This is a genomic window from Symbioplanes lichenis, from assembly GCF_030709675.1.
Taxonomy (GTDB): domain Bacteria; phylum Actinomycetota; class Actinomycetes; order Mycobacteriales; family Micromonosporaceae; genus Actinoplanes; species Actinoplanes lichenis.
Genome location: NZ_JAUZQD010000004.1, coordinates 278,915 through 295,627, shown reverse-complemented (window position 1 = coordinate 295,627; position 16,713 = coordinate 278,915). Strand labels below are relative to the sequence as shown.

Below are 16,713 nucleotides of genomic sequence, written 5' to 3'. Positions count from 1 at the left end.
AAGTTCGCTGAGCGTGGGAATTGTCTGGGGCGTGTCCTGTCGATCATGGCGTCGCCGAGGCGAGGTCCAGGTTTCGCACCGCGCGGCGAGGCGGAAGCTGGACCCGCCGCAGGCCGCCGATGATCGGCTGGACATGCCCTAGCATCGGCGGCATGAACGAGCCGCCGTCGCTGGGCCTCGGGCCGCTCTCGCGGGTGCGCCTGGACGAGCTGCTGCAGGAGATGCTGGACCGGGTCGGCGACGTGGTGGCCAGCCGGGAGCGGCTGCGGGCGCTGCTCGACGCGGTCGTCGGCATCGGGACCGATCTCGATCTGCGCAGCACGCTCGAGCGGATCGTGCAGGCGGCCTGCGCGCTGGCCGGGGCGCGGTACGGGGCGCTCGGGGTGCTGGCCCCCGATCGGCAGCAGCTGTCCGATTTCGTGACGCACGGCATCGATCCCGCGACGCACGCGACGATCGGCGACCTGCCGCACGGGCGCGGTGTGCTGGGGCTGCTCATCACCGATCCGCACCCGGTGCGGCTGCCGGACATCACGAGACACCCGCACTCGTACGGGTTTCCGCCGCACCACCCGCCGATGCACAGTTTCCTGGGCGTGCCCGTGCGTACGCGGGAGCAGATCTTCGGGAATTTGTATCTGGCCGAGAAGCAGGGGGCCGACCAGTTCACGGAGGACGACGAGGAGATCGTGGTGGCCCTCGCCGCGGCGGCGGGCGTGGCGATCGACAACGCCCGGTTGTTCGCGCTCGCGCGGCGGCGGGAGCGCTGGCTGGCGGCCGCGGCGGAGATCACGTCGGTCCTGCTCGGTCCGGTACGCCGCCAGGAGGCCCTCGAGCTCGTCGCCCGCCGCGCCCGGGAGATCGCCGGGGCGGACCTGGTGCTGGTGCTGCTGGCCACCGGCGACGGCGACGGGCGGTGGACCGTCGAGGTCGCGGACGGCGCGCCGAGTCTGGCGGGGCGCGTGCTGCCGGTCGACGTGGAGGCGCTGCAACAGCCCGGGGCGTGTCTGCGGGACGCGGCGGAGTGGCCGGCGGACGTACCCGATGGTATTGCGCTGGCGGCGCCGCTGACCGGCTCCCAAGGTGTGTTGATCGTCGCAGGGGCCACCGGAGGCGGGGACGACGAGGCGGCTCTGCTGGAGAGCTTCGCGGGGCAGGCCGCGCTCGCGCTCGAACGGGCGCGGGCGCAGGAGGAACGCGAGCTGCTAGTGGTGCTGGAGGACCGCGAGCGGATCGCGCGTGATCTGCACGACGTCGTCATCCAGCGGCTCTTCGCGACGGGCATGCAGCTGCAGGCGCTCTCCCCGCAGGCGTTGCGGCCCGAGGCGGCGGCCCGGCTGAACGCGGCCGTGGACGACCTCGACGCGACGATCCGCGACATCCGCCGGTCGATCTTCGAGCTGCGGGCGCCGGCCGGGACGTCGCTGCGTTCGGAGCTCCTCGAGGCTACCGAGGCGGCGGCGGGTGCGCTCGGTTTCCGGCCTGTGCTCGACGTCACCGGGCCCGTCGACAGCGCGGTGCCCGACGACGTCGTGCCCGAGCTGCTGGCCGTCGTGCGGGAAGCGCTGTCCAACGTCGCACGGCATGCGCGGGCCCGGGCCGTACGCGTGTCGGTGCACGCCGCGGCGGACGAGGTCAGCATCCGCGTCGAGGACGACGGGGTCGGCACGGATCCGCAGGCGGCGCGGGGTGGCCTCGTCAACATGGGCGAGCGCGCCGCCGACCTGGGCGGCAGTTTCGAGATCGCGCCGGCGCCCGGCGGCGGCACCGCCATAACCTGGCGAGTCCCCCTGCGATAGGGACTTTGGTCCCTGTCGGCCCCGCACCCGCCGCGCGACCGTGGACGCATGACGAACCCGTCCGATGCCCTCGCCGCGGCGGCCCGGACCGCCCTGCGCGCCCCCTCCGTCTTCAACACCCAGCCCTGGCGCTGGCGGATCGACGGCGACACCATGCTGCTGTACGCCGACCGCGAGCGCGCCCTCACCGCCACCGACCCGGACGGCCGCCTCCTCCTGCTGAGCTGTGGCGCCGCCCTGCACCACGCCCGCGTGGCCCTCGCCGCCGCCGGCTGGCTCGCCACGGTCGAGCGGCTCCCCGAGCCGGGGGAGCCCGACCTGCTCGCCCGGATCACCTTCACCGGGGCGCGGCCCGTGGACCCCGGCGCCGTGCGGCTGCTCGACGCCGTCGGTCGCCGGCGCTCGGACCGGCGGGCCTACGGCGACCGGCCCGTCACCGACGAGCAGGTCACCGCGCTGCGCCGGGCGGCCGAGGCGGAGGGCGCCTATCTGCACCACGTGCCCGGCGACCAGGTGCCCATGCTCGCCGTCTCGACCGATCTGGCAGGGGAGGCCGAACGGCTCGACGAGGACTACCGCGGCGAGCTGGCCCGGTGGACCCACCGGCCCGGGGCGTCCGGCGACGGCATCCCGGCCGGCACCGCCGTGCGCCCGGCGCTGCGCCGCGTTCCCGTGCGCGACTTCGCCCCCGACGGCGGCGCGGGGCTGGACGCCGGGCCCGGGCACGACGCGGGCTCGGCGTACCTGCTGCTCTTCGGCACCACCGACCGGGCGGCCGACTTCCTGCGCGGGGGTGAGGCGCTGTCGGCCGTGCTGCTCACCGCGACCGCCGACGGGCTCGCCACCGATCCGATCAGCGACAGCATCGAGGTCGAGTGGCCGCGGCACCTGCTGAGCGGGCTGCTCTCCGACGTCGGCGAGCCGTACGTGGTCGTGCGCACCGGTTATCCGGACGCCGGGGAGCCGCTGCCGCCCGCGCCACGCCGGCGTCCGGAAAGCGTCATCGACGTCGGCCGGTGACGCAGGACACCCCGGAAAGGCGGCGGTCCAGGTCGGACGATCGGGGCCGGATCGTCACACAGGCAGCGGCCCTGCCCGAGCGAACGGATCGAGGGAGCCCGACTGGCTTCCGGCGACGGTCGCGAGGAAGCTCGGATCCGGATGCAACCGGACGCACGACCCGGGCGTCTTCTTCGGACCGTCAGCGGCGAAGGGATCGATGTGAGAAGACGTACCTGGGCGGCGGCTCTGACAGCCGTGCTGGCCATGGGCACCGTGACGACCGCGCAGCAGGCGCAGGCCGCCGCGTCGCCGCCCCGGTCCGGCGCGGGCGACCGGACCTTCACGCTCATCACGGGCGACCGGGTCGTGCAGCGGGGCAGCGCTGTCACCGTCGACCGGGCGCCGGGGCGCGAGGCGGTGACCTTTGTGGAGCGCAGCACCGGCGGGCACCGTTACGTGTTCCCGAGCGACGCCCTTCCGCTGGTGCAGCGAGGGCGGCTCGACCGGCGGCTGTTCGACCTCACTGCGCTGGCCGCGTTCGGCTACACCGGGACGAGCGCGTTGCCGCTGCTGGTGACGTACGACTCGGCGGCGGGGGAGCGGACGGCGAAAGTGGCCGGCGCCGAGGTCGCGCGCAGCCTGCCCGACCTCGGGATGGTGGCGCTGCGGGCCGGCAGCCGCCAGCGCGACGAGCTGTGGCGGGGCGTGACGTCCGGCGGGGCGGCGCAGCGCACCGTGCGGGCCGGCATCGACCGGATCTGGCTGGACGGCAAGCGCAAGCTGCGCCTCGACCGCAGCGTCCCGCAGATCGGCGCGCCGGCGGCGTGGCAGCAGGGCCTCGACGGCACCGGCGTGAGCGTCGCCGTGCTCGACAGCGGCGTGGACGCCACGCATCCCGATCTCGCCGGGCGGCTGGGCGAGGTGCGCAACTTCACCGACGCGCCGGACGCCGACGACACTCTGGGGCACGGCACCCACGTCGCCTCCACCATCGCCGGGACGGGCGCCGCGTCCGGCGGGCGCTACCGCGGGGTGGCGCCGGGCGCCCAGCTGATCGTCGGCAAGGTGTGCCCGGGCGAGGAGTGCCAGGACTCGGCAATCCTCGCGGGCATGGCCTGGGCCGCGCCCCGCGCCCGCGTCGTCAACATGAGCCTGGGCGGCGACGACGAGCCGGGCACCGATCCGATGGAGGCCGCGGTCGGCGAGCTGAGCGACCGCTACCACACGCTCTTCGTCGTCGCCGCGGGCAACGACGGGCACGCGCCGGTGAGCTCGCCCGGGTCCGCGCCGGCCGCCCTGTCGGTGGGAGCGGTCGACCGGGAGAACGCCATCGCCGACTTCTCCAACTGGGGGCCGTCGCCCGAGGGTGACCAGGTCAAGCCCGAGATCACCGCGCCCGGCGTGGACATCGTCGCGGCCAGGGCGGCGCACGGCACCCTCGGCGACCCGGCGCCCGAGCCGGAGTACACGACGCTGTCGGGCACGTCCATGGCGACGCCGCACGTCGCCGGGGCGGCCGCGATCCTGGCCCAGCAGCACCCCGACTGGACCGGGCACCAGCTCAAGACCACGCTGACCGCGGCGGCCGAGCCCACGCCGGGCCTCGAGGCCTATGCCCAGGGCGCCGGCCGGGTCGACGTCGCGCGCGCCATCACGCAGACCGTGGCCACTGACACCGGCAGCGTCGACTTCGGATCGGTGCCGTTCCCGCACACCGACGACCGGCCGATCGTGCGCCCGGTGACCTTCCGCAACGACGGCACCGCGCCGGTGACCCTGGCCCTCGCCGTCGACACCACCGCGCCGGCCGGCCTGTTCACCGTCGATCCGCCGGCGGTCACCGTCCCGCCCGCCGCCACGGCCACGGTGCGGCTGACCGCGGACACCACCGTCGACACCGGCGAGCAGTGGCCCGACGGGCGTCTCGTGGCGACCGGCGCGGGCGGCGTGCGGGTCGAGGTGCCGTTCGGCGTGCACCGGGAGGGCCCGGCCTACACCGTCACGCTGCGGCACACCGGGCGCGACGGCGCCATCCCGGCGACACAGTTCACCGGGTTCACCGATCTGAGCACCTTCGCGTACGCCGAGGACGCCGCCACCGGGGCGACGTCGACCATCCGGCTGCCGCAGGGCACCTACGGCGTGAGCAGCACCGTGGAGAGCGGCGACGGGTCCACGGCGCTGCTGGTGCAGCCGCGGCTGGTCGTCGACCACGACCTCACCGTCGATCTCGACGCCAGGGTGGCGAAGCCCGTGGCGGTGTCCGTGCCGGACAAGAAGGCCGCGACGACCTTCACCGCCATCCGGGGCACCTGGATCTCGCCCGAGGGCATCTTCAGCGACACCGCGATCAACGGCGCCGGGCCGGGCCTGTTCATGGCCGAGATCGGCGACCACCGGGCCGAGCCGCTCTTCCACTCGGCGGTGACGACGACGCTGACCTCGGCGGCCTCGTCGTTCCGGCTGCACTGGCCGCGCGACGGGCGGTTCCCGACCGGGGTCGCCCGGGTCTACCAGCGCAAGGATTTGGCCGCGATCGCCGGCACCTACGCCCGGGTCGCGGCCGGGGCGCCCGGCATGGTGGGCTTCACCGCCCTGTCGAGTCGCGACGGGAAGCTGATCGAGACCGGCTACAGCCCGGACACGCGGATCGCGATGCCGGCGACGCGCACCGACTTCGTCAACACGGAGAACGGGATCCAGTGGGCGGCGGGCTTCGGCGAGTACGACACCGAGGGCGACTTCTATCTCGGGTTCGCGCAGCGGGCGCCGGCTCGCTACCTGCCGGGCCACACCTATCGGCTCGCGTGGAACAAGGCCGTCTTCTCCTACGGCGGCTCGGCGACGCGCGAGGGCGACACGATCAGCGTGAACCTGGCGCCCTACGTCGACGCGTCGGGCGTGGCGGTCAACGGGGTCAGCGCCGCCCCGCGCACGGTCAGGCTCTATCAGGGCAGCACGCTGGTCGGCACGATCGACGAGAACGCCGAGGTGCCGCGGCAGTTCACGGTCGGCGCGGCGGCCAAGCCCTACCGGATGACCGCCACGGCGGTGCGGACGGCGCCGTACACGCTGTCGACCAAGGTGACCAGCACGTGGACGTTCACGTCGGGACGGACCGCGGCGGCCACCCCGCTGCCGCTGCCGACCGTGCGGATGGCCCCCGCGCTGAGCCTGGCCAACAGCGCCCCGCGCGGGCGGCTCTTCGCCGTCCCGCTCCGGTCGTCCGCCGGCATCGTCACCGCGCAGGTGTCCTACGACGACGGGAAGACCTGGATCGACGCCGCCCTGCGGGGGACCGGCGGGACGCGGACGGCGTGGGTCAAGCATCCGCCGCGCCCCGGCTTCGCGTCGTTGCGGGTCACCGCCCGGTCGTCGACGGCGACCAGTGTGACGCAGACCGTCATCCGGGCCTATCGGATCAGTTGATCGGCGACGTGAGGTGAGGGAGGCGCTGGGCGGCGGGAACGTTGAACGTCTCGCGCGCGAGGAGCGGGCGGACGCGGCGTTCGAAGGCCGGGGTGACGAAGAGCCGCTTGAGGAGATCCCCGGCCAGCTCGTTGCCCAGCGCGCCCATGATCATGGACTGGTCCAGCGACAGGTGGCGCCGGGCGACCTGCCCGGTGCCGATGTTCACCGCATCGGCGAAGCCGCCCGGGCCGTAGACGGGGAAGTCGCGGCGCAGGGCGGCCAGATTGGCCAGGACCGGCCCCTTGGCGTAGGGCAGGGCGAGGAACGCCGCGTGCGGTGTCACCACCCCGTCGCCGTAGTCCGGGGCCGGTCCGGGCGGACGGCACCCCTCGAAGCCGGCGTCGTAACGGGTCGCCTGCGCGTCCGACGGGTAGCCGTTCGTGTCCATGCCCATCGCGTCGACGCCCCAGACCGCGTACCCGCCGGCCGGGTCCGCGGCGGGCGAGAAGCCCCAGTAGCCGTACCCGGCGTCCTGCAGGCCGTGCTCGATCTGCGCCGCGACCGTCGCCGGATGGTTGCGCCCCCACGACCTCGGGCCCCACGCGGCCTCGGGCACGAACAGGTCCGGCATGAGCGCCTCGAACATGTCGCCACCCCAGCTGGGCACGAACGTGATGCCCCGATAGCGGTAGGAGCCCTCGAAGACCGTCCGGCCCAGGTGCGTCGCCGTGAACCCCTCCGGCCGCATCTCCTGCCAGGCGTAGTCGCAGGTGGCGGGCAGGGTGCGCATGGTGGCGAAGTACGCGTCGGGCGGGATCTGGCCGGCGGCTATCCCCAGGTAGGTGGCGATGCGCGGCTCGGTCACCGTGATGTCGTAGTGGTTGCAGGTGAACCACACGCCGTCCTGCGGCACCGAACAGTCCACCGGCGGCGGGACGTCCCAGAAGCCGCCCCGGATCAGGCCACGATCCGGGTCGTAGAAGAAGCCGAAGTCCATCGTGGCCACGATCCGATCCGCCCCGAGCCGGGGGAACGCCCCGTCGACCACGTGCAGCGCCGCCGCCAGCCAGCCGTTGTCCACGCTGGAGAGGAAGGGCGTGTCGCGCGGGCTCACCGAGCCGTCCCTCGGGTCGTACCAGTTGTAGAACATGCCCGACGCCTCGTGGCGCCGCATCGTGGCCAGGGTGCCGAGCGTGCGCGCCACCCGGGAGCGGGCCTCGCCCTGCGAGATGATGCCGAGCCGGGCCGCGACGACGGCCGACCACATGGCGCCGCCGATGTTGGTGGGCGAGGTGTAGTCGGCGGGCGTGGTCAGCCCGGCGTCGATCGAGTCGGCGACGAGCCCGGTGCGCGGGTCGGTCATCGCCGCGAGCGACCGCCACGTGTCCCGCGCGTAGCGGAGCAAGGGGTTGTCGGCCGGGGCGGCGACGAGCGCCGCCGCCGTCGCTGCGGGGACGGCAGTGAGCCCCGTCGCTGCGGGGGCGGCAGTGAGCCCCGTCGCTGCGGGGGCGGCAGTGAGCCCCGTCGCTGCGGGGGCGGCAGCGAGCCCCGTCGCTGCGGGGGCGGCGCCGATCGCAAGGGTCAGACAGATGAGGGGCGCGGGCAGGCGTCTCATGTCTGGTGACGGTAGCCACAGCAGGGCCGTGGTCAGAAGGTGACGGGACCTTCGGCCCTGGGCGCGCGCCTTCGGACTTGGGTAAGAAAGAGGGGTGATTCGTGTCTTCCTGCTCGACGACCACGAGGTGGTCCGCCGCGGCCTCGCCGACCTGCTGCACGCCGCCGGGGACATCGAGGTGGTGGGCGAGTCGGGCTCCGCGCAGGAGGCCGCCCGCCGCATCCCGGCGCTGCGGCCCGACGTGGCGGTGCTCGACGCGCGGCTGCCCGACGGCAACGGCATCGACGTGTGCCGCGACGTGCGGGCGGTGGACTCGTCGATCCAGGGGCTGATCCTCACCTCGTACGAGGACGACGAGGCGCTCTTCGCCGCGATCATGGCCGGGGCGGCGGGCTACGTGCTCAAGCAGATCCGCGGCACCGACCTGGTCGACGCCGTCCGCCGGGTCGCCGCCGGGCAGTCGCTGCTCGACCCGGCCGTCACGCAGCGCGTCCTCGAGCGCATCCGCAACGGCGTCGAGCAGCCGCGTGAGCTGGCGTCGCTCACCGACCAGGAGCGGCGCATCCTCGAGTACGTGGCCGAGGGCCTGACCAATCGCGAGATCGCCGGCAAGATGTTCCTCGCCGAGAAGACGGTGAAGAACTACGTGTCGAGCCTGCTCGCGAAGCTCGGCCTCGAACGCCGCACCCAGGCCGCGGTCCTCGCCACCCGCCTGCTCGGCGACCGCAAGAGCTGACCGCCGGTCCTGTTCAAGCGGCCGCCGCAAGAGCTGACCGCCGGCGGTCGGGAGAAGGCGGCGCCGGGCGGGGAAGGCGCCGGGCGGGGGAAGGCGCCGGGCGGGAAAAGGCGGCGCCGGGCGGGAGAAGGCGCCGGGCGGGAAAAGGCGGCGCCGGGCGGGAGATCAGGAGCTGATCAGCGTACGGATGATCGGGCCGCCGTCCGCGGTGAGCGTGAGCACCACGCGGGTCTTCTGCTCGACGGCCGGGTCCTCGATCAGCAGGCCGCGATGCCCCGCGGCGCCGGGCGCGGCCGGTTCGCCGAGGTCGACGCGCAGGCCGAGCCGCGGGGCGTCGGCCGGGGTCAGCGCGCCGGTGACGATGCCGGCCGCGAGCGGGTCGTGCAGGGGCACGCGGCGCTCGCCGAACTGCGGCTCGTAGAAGTCGTAGTAGCCGGTCAGCATCTCGCCGAGCACCGGGGCCAGCGGCGCGGCGGACGCCAGGAGGGCCTCGCGGTCGGCGGCGTCGAAGCAGTGGTTCATGGTGACGTCGAGCGGGACCAGGGTGACCGGCCAGGGGGCGGCGAGCACCTCGGCGGCGGCCTCCGGGTCGTTGTGGATGTTGGCCTCGGCCCGGCCGGTGATGTTGCCGGGCGCGCGGACCGCGCCGCCCATCACGGTGACGTCGCGCACGAGGGCGGGCAGGCGGGGCTCGCGGCGCAGGGCGATCGCCAGGTTGGTGAGCGGGCCGGTGGCCAGGATGCGCAGCTCGCCGGGGCGCGCGCGGGCGATCGCCAGCAGCAGCTCGGCCGCGTCGGACGGGATCGGGTCGGCCGCCGCCCGCGGCAGCTCCACCCCGTGGATGCCGTTGCCGCCGTGGACGCTGGTCGCACCCCCGGCGAAGGCGCCGGCCAGCGGGTGGTGCGCTCCGACCGCGACGGGTACGCCGGGCCGCCCGCCCAGCGCGAGCAGATCGAGCGTGTTCCGGGCCGCCTGCGCCGCGCCGGTGTTCCCGCTGACCGTGCCGATGCCCACGAGCTCCACCCCGGGGCTGGCGAGCAGCAGGGCGATGGCGATCGCGTCGTCGACGCCGGTGTCACAGTCCAGGTACAGCGTGTCGGCCACGGCTCGCCCCTCTCACGCGGGTTGACGGTCGGTCAGACAGTAGACGCCGCCGGCCGGGTCGCGCATGACCGTCCACTCGGGGAACTCGGCGACGAACGTGGCGCCCAGCGACTCGTGCCGCGCCCGCTCGGCCGCCACGTCGGCGCAGGCCAGGTCGAGGTGGGCGGAGGGTGGCTGCTCGTCGTCCGTACGCTGCAAGAGCAGGTGGATCGGCAGGCCCGGCGGCCGGACGAGGCGATGGAACTCCGGCGGGAAGGCCCGCAGCTCCCAGCCGGTGAGCGCGGCCCAGAAGTCGACCTCGGCCTCGTACCGGCTGGGGGAGACGTCGAGGCAGACCTGGTCGACCAGGCTCGCGCCGGGTGCGGGGCGGCGGTGCTCGCCCTGCCACGGCACGGCACAGAACAGGAAGCCGCCGGGGGAGCGCAGCACACACCACTCCCCGTGATCGGCGACGACCTCCGCGCGCGCCGCCACCGCCGCGACGTCGTCCACGTACAGGTCGACGTGCGCCCCGCCGGGACCCGCGTGCACGCCCTGCACGGCGATCCACGGGTCGGCGTCGTCGCGTACCAGGCGCAGGTGTTCATGGAAAGGCTCGGCGCGGCTGCCGGTCACCGCCGCCCAGAACGCCCCGGCCGCGGCGAGCAGGGGGCGGGGCCGGTCAACGAACGCGTACGCCCACCGGATCATGCCTCCACGGTAGGACTCCGATTGTGTCCCGCACGAGCGGGGTAGGTAATGCGGCCATGACGGACTACGGCCTTCACTGCTCGCACGAGCAGATCCCGCCCGCCGACCTCCTGACCGCGGTGATCGCGGCCGAGCGCGCGGGCTTCGACGCCGCCATGTGCTCGGACCACTTCTCGCCGTGGAGCGAGCGGCAGGGGCAGTCCGCCTTCGCGTGGTCGTGGCTGGGCGCCGCCCTGCAGGCCACGAACCTGTCGTTCGGCGTGGTCAACGCGCCCGGTCAGCGCTACCACCCGGCGATCATCGCGCAGGCGATCGGCACGCTGGGCAGCATGTTCCCGGGGCGCTTCTGGGCGGCCCTGGGCAGCGGCGAGTTCAGCAACGAGCACATCACCGGCGACCCCTGGCCGCGCAAGGAGATCCGTAACGAGCGGCTGCTGGCCAGCGTGGGCGTGATCCGCGATCTGCTCGACGGCAAGGAGGTCACCCGGGACGGCCTGATCAAGGTCGACCGCGCGCGGCTGTGGACCCGGCCCGCGGAGCCGCCCGCCCTGATCGGCGCCGCGGTCAGCGTGGCCACCGCCCGCTGGTGCGCGAGCTGGGCCGACGGCCTCGTCACGGTCAACGCCCCGGAGGAGCACCTGCGCGAGATGATCGCCGCCTATCGGGACGCCGGCGGCAAGGGACCGATCTGCCTGCAGGTCCACCTGAGCTGGGCGCCCACCGAGGAGGAGGCCGAGCGGATCGCCCACGAGCAGTGGCGCAGCAACATCTTCCCGCCGCCGGTCTGCTGGGACCTGGAGACCGCCGAGCACTTCGACGCCGTCTCCGAGAACGTCACGGTCGAGCAGGTCCGCAAGACCGTCAACATCTCCGCGGACCTCGACAAGCACATCGAGTGGCTGCGCTCCTACGAGGCGCTCGGCTTCGACCGCATCTACCTGCACCACGTGGGCCAGGAGCTGCTGCCCTTCATCGAGACCTTCGGCGCGAAGGTCCTGCCCGCCCTGCGCTGACGAGTACGCCCGCCGGTGCCCTGAGGAACCCAGGGCGCCGGCCGGTCAGCGGAACATGGCGTGGGTACGCGTCAGCCTGGTGACCCGGGCCCGGATGTACAGCATGCCCGCGACCCGGGCGGCCAGCGCGGCGGCCACGGTGACCGCGAACAGCACACCGTCGTGGGTCGCGAAGACGCCGATGGCGAGGATCGGCATCCAGCCGTGAAGAGCCCCGAGCGGCATGACGACGTCCGTGCTCGCGCCGTAGCCGCGCACGAGCCGCCTGGTGCACAAGATCGTCGGCGGCAGGGCTTCGGGCGACGGGGGTACGGGCGATCGGCGATCCGACACCGCGGCTGGGAAGCGGCTGAAGTGCAGGTCACGGGGCTGTAACGGGGGGAGTCGATCATGCAGGGGAAACGTGAGGCTGTTAGGTTAGGCATCCCTTACAGCGCACGAAGTGGAGTTCGCCAATATGCGCCCCAACCGGATCCTGGCGGGAGTCGCCGCCCTGGCCGCGGCGCTCGCGCTCGCTGCTTGTGGCGGCGGGTCGTCGGACAGTGACGAGCCGGCGGCCGGCAGCAGTGCCGGCTCCGCTGCCTTCCCCGTGACGATCAAGCACGCGCTCGGCTCGACGACCATCGAGAAGAAGCCCGAGCGGGTCGCCACCGTGCAGTGGGCCAACCAGGAGGTGCCCCTCGCGCTCGGCATCACGCCCGTGGGCATGGCCGCCGCCAACTTCGGCGACGACAACGGCGACGGCGTGCTGCCCTGGGTGACCGACAAGCTCAAGGAGCTGGGCAGCCCGACGCCGGTGCTCTTCGACGAGAACGACGGCATCGACTTCGAGGGCGTGGCCAACACCAAGCCCGACGTGATCCTGGCGGCCTACTCGGGCCTGACGCAGGAGGACTACGACAAGCTCAGCAAGATCGCGCCGACCGTCGCCTTCCCGACGGCCGCGTGGGCGACCGCGTGGCGCGACACGATCAAGCTGGAGAGCCAGGCGCTCGGCCTGTCCGCCGAGGGTGACAAGCTCATCGCCGACCTCGAGGCGCAGATGAAGGCCGACGTCGCCGAGTACCCGGCGCTGGCCGGCAAGTCGGTCATGTTCGTCACGCACATCGACCCGGCCGACCTGAGCAAGATCAGCTACTACACGACCAAGGACACGCGGGTCCAGTTCTTCACCGACCTGGGCCTCAAGCAGCCGGCGAGCGTCGAGAAGGCGTCCGCGGCCAGCGAGCTGTTCGCCCTCGACACCAGCGCCGAGCAGATCGAGACGTTCAACGACGTCGACATCATCGTGACCTACGGCGACGCCAAGCTCGTGTCGGCCCTGCAGGCCAACCCGCTGCTGGCCAAGATGCCGGCCATCAAGAACGGCGCCGTCGTCGCACTCGACGGCAGCGGCCCGGCGGGCACGGCGGCGAACCCGACCCCGCTCGCCATCCCGTACGTCACGAAGGACTACGTGAAGCAGCTGGCCGACGCGGCCGCCAAGGTGAAGTGACCACTCCCGTCACCACGACCGAGCCGGACGCCGCCCCGCTGCGGCGCCCGGCTCCGGTCCGTACCCTCTGGGCCGTCCTGGCCGTCGCCGTGCTGGTCGCGCTGATGCTGGCCTCCGTCGCCGTGGGCTCGCGGCACGTCGGCTGGACCGACATCGTGCAGGCGCTGCAGGGCCACGACGAGACGATGAACACCGCCGCCGTCACCGTACGCATCCCGCGTACCCTGCTCGCGGTCCTCGCCGGCGCCGCGCTCGCCCTGGCCGGCGCGGTCATGCAGGGCGTGACCCGCAACCCGCTCGCCGACCCGGGCATCCTCAGCGTCAACACCGGCGCCGCGCTCGCCGTGGTCACCGGGATGGCGTCGTTCGGCCTGAGCAACCCGTCGAGCTATGTCTGGGTGGCGATCGGCGGGGCGGCGGTGGCGGCCGTCTTCGTCTACGTGGTCGGCTCGCTCGGGCGCGGCGGCGCCACCCCGCTCAAGCTCGCCCTGGCCGGGGCCGCGACCTCGGCCGCGCTCTCGTCGCTGATCAGCGCGCTGCTGCTGGGCCGCGGCGACATCGGCGAGAACTTCCAGTCGTGGCAGATCGGCGGCGTCGGCGGGGCCACCTTCGCCACGCTCAAGCTGGTGGTGCCCTTCCTCGTGGCCGGCCTGGTGATCAGCTTCCTGGCGGCCCGCCCCCTCAACTCCCTCGCCCTCGGGGACGAGCTCGCCGCCGGCCTCGGCGAACGGGTCGCGCTGACCCGGGCCGTCGCGGCGCTCGGCGCGGTGCTGCTCTGCGGCGCGACCACCGCCGTCGCCGGGCCGATCGCCTTCGTCGGCCTGGTCGTGCCGCACGTCTGCCGGCTGCTGATCGGGCTCGACCACCGCTGGCTGCTGCCCTTCTCGGCGCTGGTCGGCGCGTCGCTGCTCACCGCGGCCGACATCCTCGGACGCATCGTCGCCCGCCCCGGCGAGATCGACGTGGGCATCATCACCGCGCTCATCGGCGCGCCCTTCTTCATCTCCATCGTCCGCCGGCAGAAGGTACGCGAGCTGTGACCACCACGACGCTGCAGGCTGTCACCCGCGGCCGCGTGCGCCGGGCGCTGCGCCGCCGGCTGCTGATGGCGGTCCTCGCCGTGCTGATCGTCGCCATGGCCGCGATCAGCCTGATGTTCGGGCAGACCTACTATCCGCCCGCCGACATCTGGCACGTGATCCTCGGCGAGACCGTGCCCGGCGCGTCCTTCACGGTCGGCGAGCTGCGGCTGCCGCGTACGGCGATGGCGTTGATCGTGGGTCTGTGCTTCGGCATGGGCGGCGTGACCTTCCAGACGATGTTGCGCAACCCGCTGGCGAGCCCGGACATCATCGGCATCACCTCCGGGGCGAGCGCCGCGGCGACCCTGGGCATCGTGACGCTCAAGCTGACGGGGGCCGAGGTGTCCGTCTTCGCGATCGTCGCCGGGCTGGCCGTCGCGCTGATCGTCTACACGCTGTCGTTCAAGGACGGCGTGGCCGGGACCCGGCTGGTGCTGATCGGCATCGGCATCGCGGCGATGCTCGACAGCGTGACCTCGTACCAGCTGAGCCGGGCCGGGCAGTGGGACCTGCAGCAGGCGCTGCGCTGGCTCACCGGCAGCCTCAACGGCGCGAGCTGGCACGAGGTGGTGCCCGTGCTGATCGCGCTGCTGGTGCTCGGCCCGGTGCTGCTCGCGCGCGGCCGCGACCTGACGATGATGCAGCTGGGGGATGACGCCGCCGGCGCTCTGGGCGTACGCATGGAGCGCACCCGCCTCGTCGTCATCGTCGCCGCCGTCGGGCTGATCGCCTTCGCCACGGCGGCTTCCGGGCCCATCGCGTTCGTCGCGTTCCTGTCCGGGCCGATCGCCGCCCGCCTCTTCGGCAACGGCGGCTCGCTGCTCCTGCCCGCCGGGCTCGTCGGGTCGCTGCTCGTGCTCGTGGCGGACTTCGTCGGGCAGTTCGCCTTCGACCACCGCTACCCGGTCGGCGTCGTCACCGGGGTGCTCGGGGCGCCGTACCTCATCTATCTGATCGTCCGCACGAACCGGGCCGGAGGCTCGCTGTGACCGCTTCGTTGTTGTCCGCCGGAGGCTCGCTGTGACCGCATCCCACACGCTTGATGTCGAGCAGCTCACGCTGGGCTACAAGGACCGGGCGGTCATCGAGTCGCTCGACCTCGTCGTGCCGCCCGGTCGCATCACCGCCATCGTCGGCGCCAACGCCTGCGGCAAGTCCACGCTGTTGCGCTCGATGTCGCGGCTGCTGGCCCCGCGTACGGGTCACGTCCTCCTCGACGGCCGCGAGGTCCACAGGATGCCGCCCAAGGAGCTCGCCCGCACGCTCGGCCTGCTCCCGCAGTCGCCCGTCGCCCCGGAGGGCATCACCGTCGCCGACCTGGTCAGCCGGGGCCGTCACCCGCACCAGCGCATGCTCGCCCGCTGGAGCATCCAGGACGACGCCGCCGTGGCGGCCGCCCTCGACGCCACCTCCACCGCCGACCTGGCCGACCGCGCGGTCGACGAGCTCTCGGGCGGCCAGCGCCAGCGCGTGTGGATCGCCATGGCCCTGGCCCAGCAGACCGACGTGCTGCTGCTCGACGAGCCCACGACCTTCCTCGACGTGAGCCACCAGGTCGAGGTGCTGGACCTGCTCACGGATCTCAACCGCAGCCGCGGCACGACCATCGTCATGGTGCTGCACGACCTCAACCTGGCGGCCCGCTACGCGGACCACCTCATCGCGCTGGCGGACGGCAAGCTGCACGCTGCGGGGACGCCGGGGGAGGTGCTGACCGAGGATTGCGTACGGGCGGTCTTCGGCCTGGAGAGCCGCATCATCAACGATCCGACCTCGGACAAGCCGCTCATGCTGCCCCTCGGACGGCACCACGTCACCGCCTGAGCCCCCGCCTCGCGCGGGTCCGGGGCGGCCCGCCTCGCGCGGGTCCGGGACAGCTCACCGGAAAGTACTTGCCGCAGTGGAAAGTGAGGAGTAACTTTCCGAGGAGGAAAGTACTTCTCGACTGCGAAGTGAGGGATTGCCATGTCGCCGACTCCCGAGGAAGCCCAGCGCGCCCTGCACGACGTCGAGGCGCGCCGGCAGGAGACCGCCGCCGCGGCCGGCTGGCCCGTCGCGTACTGGATCGGCGGGGGCGTCCTCGTCGCCGGGCTGGGCGTGCTCTACGACCTGAAGCCGGACTTCTCCCGGGACTGGGGCAACGTGATCACCCTGACCCTGCTGGCGATCGCCGTCCTCGCGAGCACCCGGCAGGGCAGCGCCTGGTTCGGCCGCCCGGTCCGCGCCCGGCAGGCCCCGGCGTCGCGCTGGCCGCTGGCGATCATCGGCGGCGTGCTGCTGGCCTTCCTCGCCGTGCGGGCCGGGCAGTGGGAGGTGCCACACCTGGTCGCGATCCTCGGCGTCGCCGCCGGCCTGCTCATGGCCCTCGCCGGCCCGTGGTGGCAGCACCGGGTGCTGACCCGCCGGGCAGCCCGGCCGTGACCGTGCCGACGGAGCCCGCGAGCTCCGGCCCGCGGCTGGAGCCGCTGCTCCTCGACCCGACCCGGCTGGCGATCATGGCGTCGCTGGCCGGGGCGGAGTGGGCCGAGTTCTCGTTCGTGCGCGACGCGGCCGGACTCAGCGACTCCACGCTCTCGAAGCGGATCTCGCAGCTGGGCGACGCGGGCTTCGTGGAGGTGCGCAAGGGCTACGTGGGCAAGCGGCCCCGCACCTGGCTCAACCTGACGCCGGCCGGCCGGGCGGCGCTGAAGGCCCACATCGCCATGCTCCGGGAAATCGCCGAACGCACCGGGTAGACAGTGTCTACGCCGTCCTGGTAGACACTGT

15 protein-coding genes are annotated in these 16,713 nt (G+C 73.5%); 11 read left to right on the top strand and 4 right to left on the bottom strand.

Annotated features, from left to right (window positions below):
* The first annotated feature begins 152 nt into the window (after positions 1-152).
* The 3 genes from RAN62_RS11550 to RAN62_RS11540 all read left to right on the top strand — a co-directional run bounded on the left by RAN62_RS11550 (position 153) and on the right by RAN62_RS11540 (position 6,230).
* On the top strand, positions 153-1,799 hold the full coding sequence (locus tag RAN62_RS11550) for a GAF domain-containing sensor histidine kinase (RefSeq protein WP_305784561.1): 1,647 nt from the start codon (positions 153-155) through the stop codon (positions 1,797-1,799).
* A gap of 48 nt (positions 1,800-1,847) precedes the next feature.
* On the top strand, positions 1,848-2,819 hold the full coding sequence (locus tag RAN62_RS11545; protein ID WP_305784560.1) for an Acg family FMN-binding oxidoreductase: 972 nt from the start codon (positions 1,848-1,850) through the stop codon (positions 2,817-2,819).
* A 201-nt stretch (positions 2,820-3,020) separates the two neighbouring features.
* Positions 3,021-6,230, top strand: coding sequence for a S8 family serine peptidase (locus tag RAN62_RS11540; RefSeq protein WP_305784559.1), 3,210 nt, complete (start codon positions 3,021-3,023; stop codon positions 6,228-6,230).
* Here RAN62_RS11540 and RAN62_RS11535 read toward each other — a convergent pair.
* Positions 6,223-7,827, bottom strand: a complete 1,605-nt coding sequence (locus tag RAN62_RS11535) for a glucoamylase family protein (protein ID WP_305784558.1) — start codon at positions 7,825-7,827, stop codon at positions 6,223-6,225. The two genes, RAN62_RS11540 and RAN62_RS11535, sit on opposite strands and share 8 nt — an antisense overlap.
* 94 nt (positions 7,828-7,921) lie before the next feature.
* On the opposite strand from RAN62_RS11535, the gene RAN62_RS11530 reads away from it, so the two are divergent.
* Complete coding sequence (locus RAN62_RS11530; protein WP_305784557.1) at positions 7,922-8,563, top strand: response regulator; 642 nt, start codon at positions 7,922-7,924, stop codon at positions 8,561-8,563.
* Positions 8,564-8,728: 165 nt separating this feature from the next.
* Here RAN62_RS11530 and RAN62_RS11525 read toward each other — a convergent pair whose 3' ends face one another.
* On the bottom strand, positions 8,729-9,667 hold the full coding sequence (locus RAN62_RS11525) for a nucleoside hydrolase (protein ID WP_305784556.1): 939 nt from the start codon (positions 9,665-9,667) through the stop codon (positions 8,729-8,731).
* Positions 9,668-9,679: 12 nt separating this feature from the next.
* Positions 9,680-10,357 carry a VOC family protein gene (locus RAN62_RS11520; protein ID WP_305784555.1) on the bottom strand — a complete coding sequence of 226 codons (678 nt, stop codon included), beginning with the start codon at positions 10,355-10,357 and terminating at the stop codon, positions 9,680-9,682.
* Positions 10,358-10,413: 56 nt separating this feature from the next.
* On the opposite strand from RAN62_RS11520, the gene RAN62_RS11515 reads away from it, so the two are divergent.
* Positions 10,414-11,370 (top strand): TIGR03885 family FMN-dependent LLM class oxidoreductase, encoded by a 957-nt coding sequence (locus tag RAN62_RS11515; protein ID WP_305784554.1) that lies wholly within the window; start codon positions 10,414-10,416, stop codon positions 11,368-11,370.
* Positions 11,371-11,415: 45 nt separating this feature from the next.
* Here the strand turns inward: RAN62_RS11515 and RAN62_RS11510 are convergent, their stop codons facing one another.
* Positions 11,416-11,703, bottom strand: a complete 288-nt coding sequence (locus RAN62_RS11510; protein ID WP_305784553.1) for a hypothetical protein — start codon at positions 11,701-11,703, stop codon at positions 11,416-11,418.
* A 109-nt stretch (positions 11,704-11,812) separates the two neighbouring features.
* Between RAN62_RS11510 and RAN62_RS11505 the strand changes: the two genes are divergently transcribed.
* From RAN62_RS11505 to RAN62_RS11480, 6 genes are all read left to right on the top strand, one after another.
* Complete coding sequence (locus RAN62_RS11505) at positions 11,813-12,865, top strand: iron-siderophore ABC transporter substrate-binding protein (RefSeq protein ID WP_305784552.1); 1,053 nt, start codon at positions 11,813-11,815, stop codon at positions 12,863-12,865.
* Complete coding sequence (locus RAN62_RS11500) at positions 12,862-13,905, top strand: FecCD family ABC transporter permease (RefSeq protein WP_305784551.1); 1,044 nt, start codon at positions 12,862-12,864, stop codon at positions 13,903-13,905. The genes RAN62_RS11505 and RAN62_RS11500 overlap by 4 nt, the downstream gene beginning before the upstream one ends.
* On the top strand, positions 13,902-14,936 hold the full coding sequence (locus RAN62_RS11495; protein ID WP_305784550.1) for a FecCD family ABC transporter permease: 1,035 nt from the start codon (positions 13,902-13,904) through the stop codon (positions 14,934-14,936). The genes RAN62_RS11500 and RAN62_RS11495 overlap by 4 nt, the downstream gene beginning before the upstream one ends.
* Before the next feature lie 31 nt (positions 14,937-14,967).
* A complete protein-coding gene (locus RAN62_RS11490; RefSeq protein ID WP_305784549.1) occupies positions 14,968-15,771 on the top strand; it encodes an ABC transporter ATP-binding protein in 804 nt (267 codons plus the stop codon).
* A 141-nt stretch (positions 15,772-15,912) separates the two neighbouring features.
* On the top strand, positions 15,913-16,368 hold the full coding sequence (locus RAN62_RS11485) for a hypothetical protein (protein WP_305784548.1): 456 nt from the start codon (positions 15,913-15,915) through the stop codon (positions 16,366-16,368).
* Complete coding sequence (locus RAN62_RS11480; protein ID WP_305784547.1) at positions 16,365-16,682, top strand: winged helix-turn-helix domain-containing protein; 318 nt, start codon at positions 16,365-16,367, stop codon at positions 16,680-16,682. The genes RAN62_RS11485 and RAN62_RS11480 overlap by 4 nt, the downstream gene beginning before the upstream one ends.
* Positions 16,683-16,713 lie beyond the last annotated feature (31 nt).

What these genes read in the sequence shown, in the direction of transcription:
- RAN62_RS11545 (WP_305784560.1), top strand. Translation starts at nt 1,848, where the DNA reads ATGACGAACCCGTCCGATGCCCTCGCCGCGGCGGCCCGGACCGCCCTG.
- RAN62_RS11550 (WP_305784561.1), top strand. Translation starts at nt 153, where the DNA reads ATGAACGAGCCGCCGTCGCTGGGCCTCGGGCCGCTCTCGCGGGTGCGC.
- RAN62_RS11535 (WP_305784558.1), bottom strand. Translation starts at nt 7,827, where the DNA reads ATGAGACGCCTGCCCGCGCCCCTCATCTGTCTGACCCTTGCGATCGGC.
- RAN62_RS11520 (WP_305784555.1), bottom strand. Translation starts at nt 10,357, where the DNA reads ATGATCCGGTGGGCGTACGCGTTCGTTGACCGGCCCCGCCCCCTGCTC.
- RAN62_RS11515 (WP_305784554.1), top strand. Translation starts at nt 10,414, where the DNA reads ATGACGGACTACGGCCTTCACTGCTCGCACGAGCAGATCCCGCCCGCC.
- RAN62_RS11485 (WP_305784548.1), top strand. Translation starts at nt 15,913, where the DNA reads ATGTCGCCGACTCCCGAGGAAGCCCAGCGCGCCCTGCACGACGTCGAG.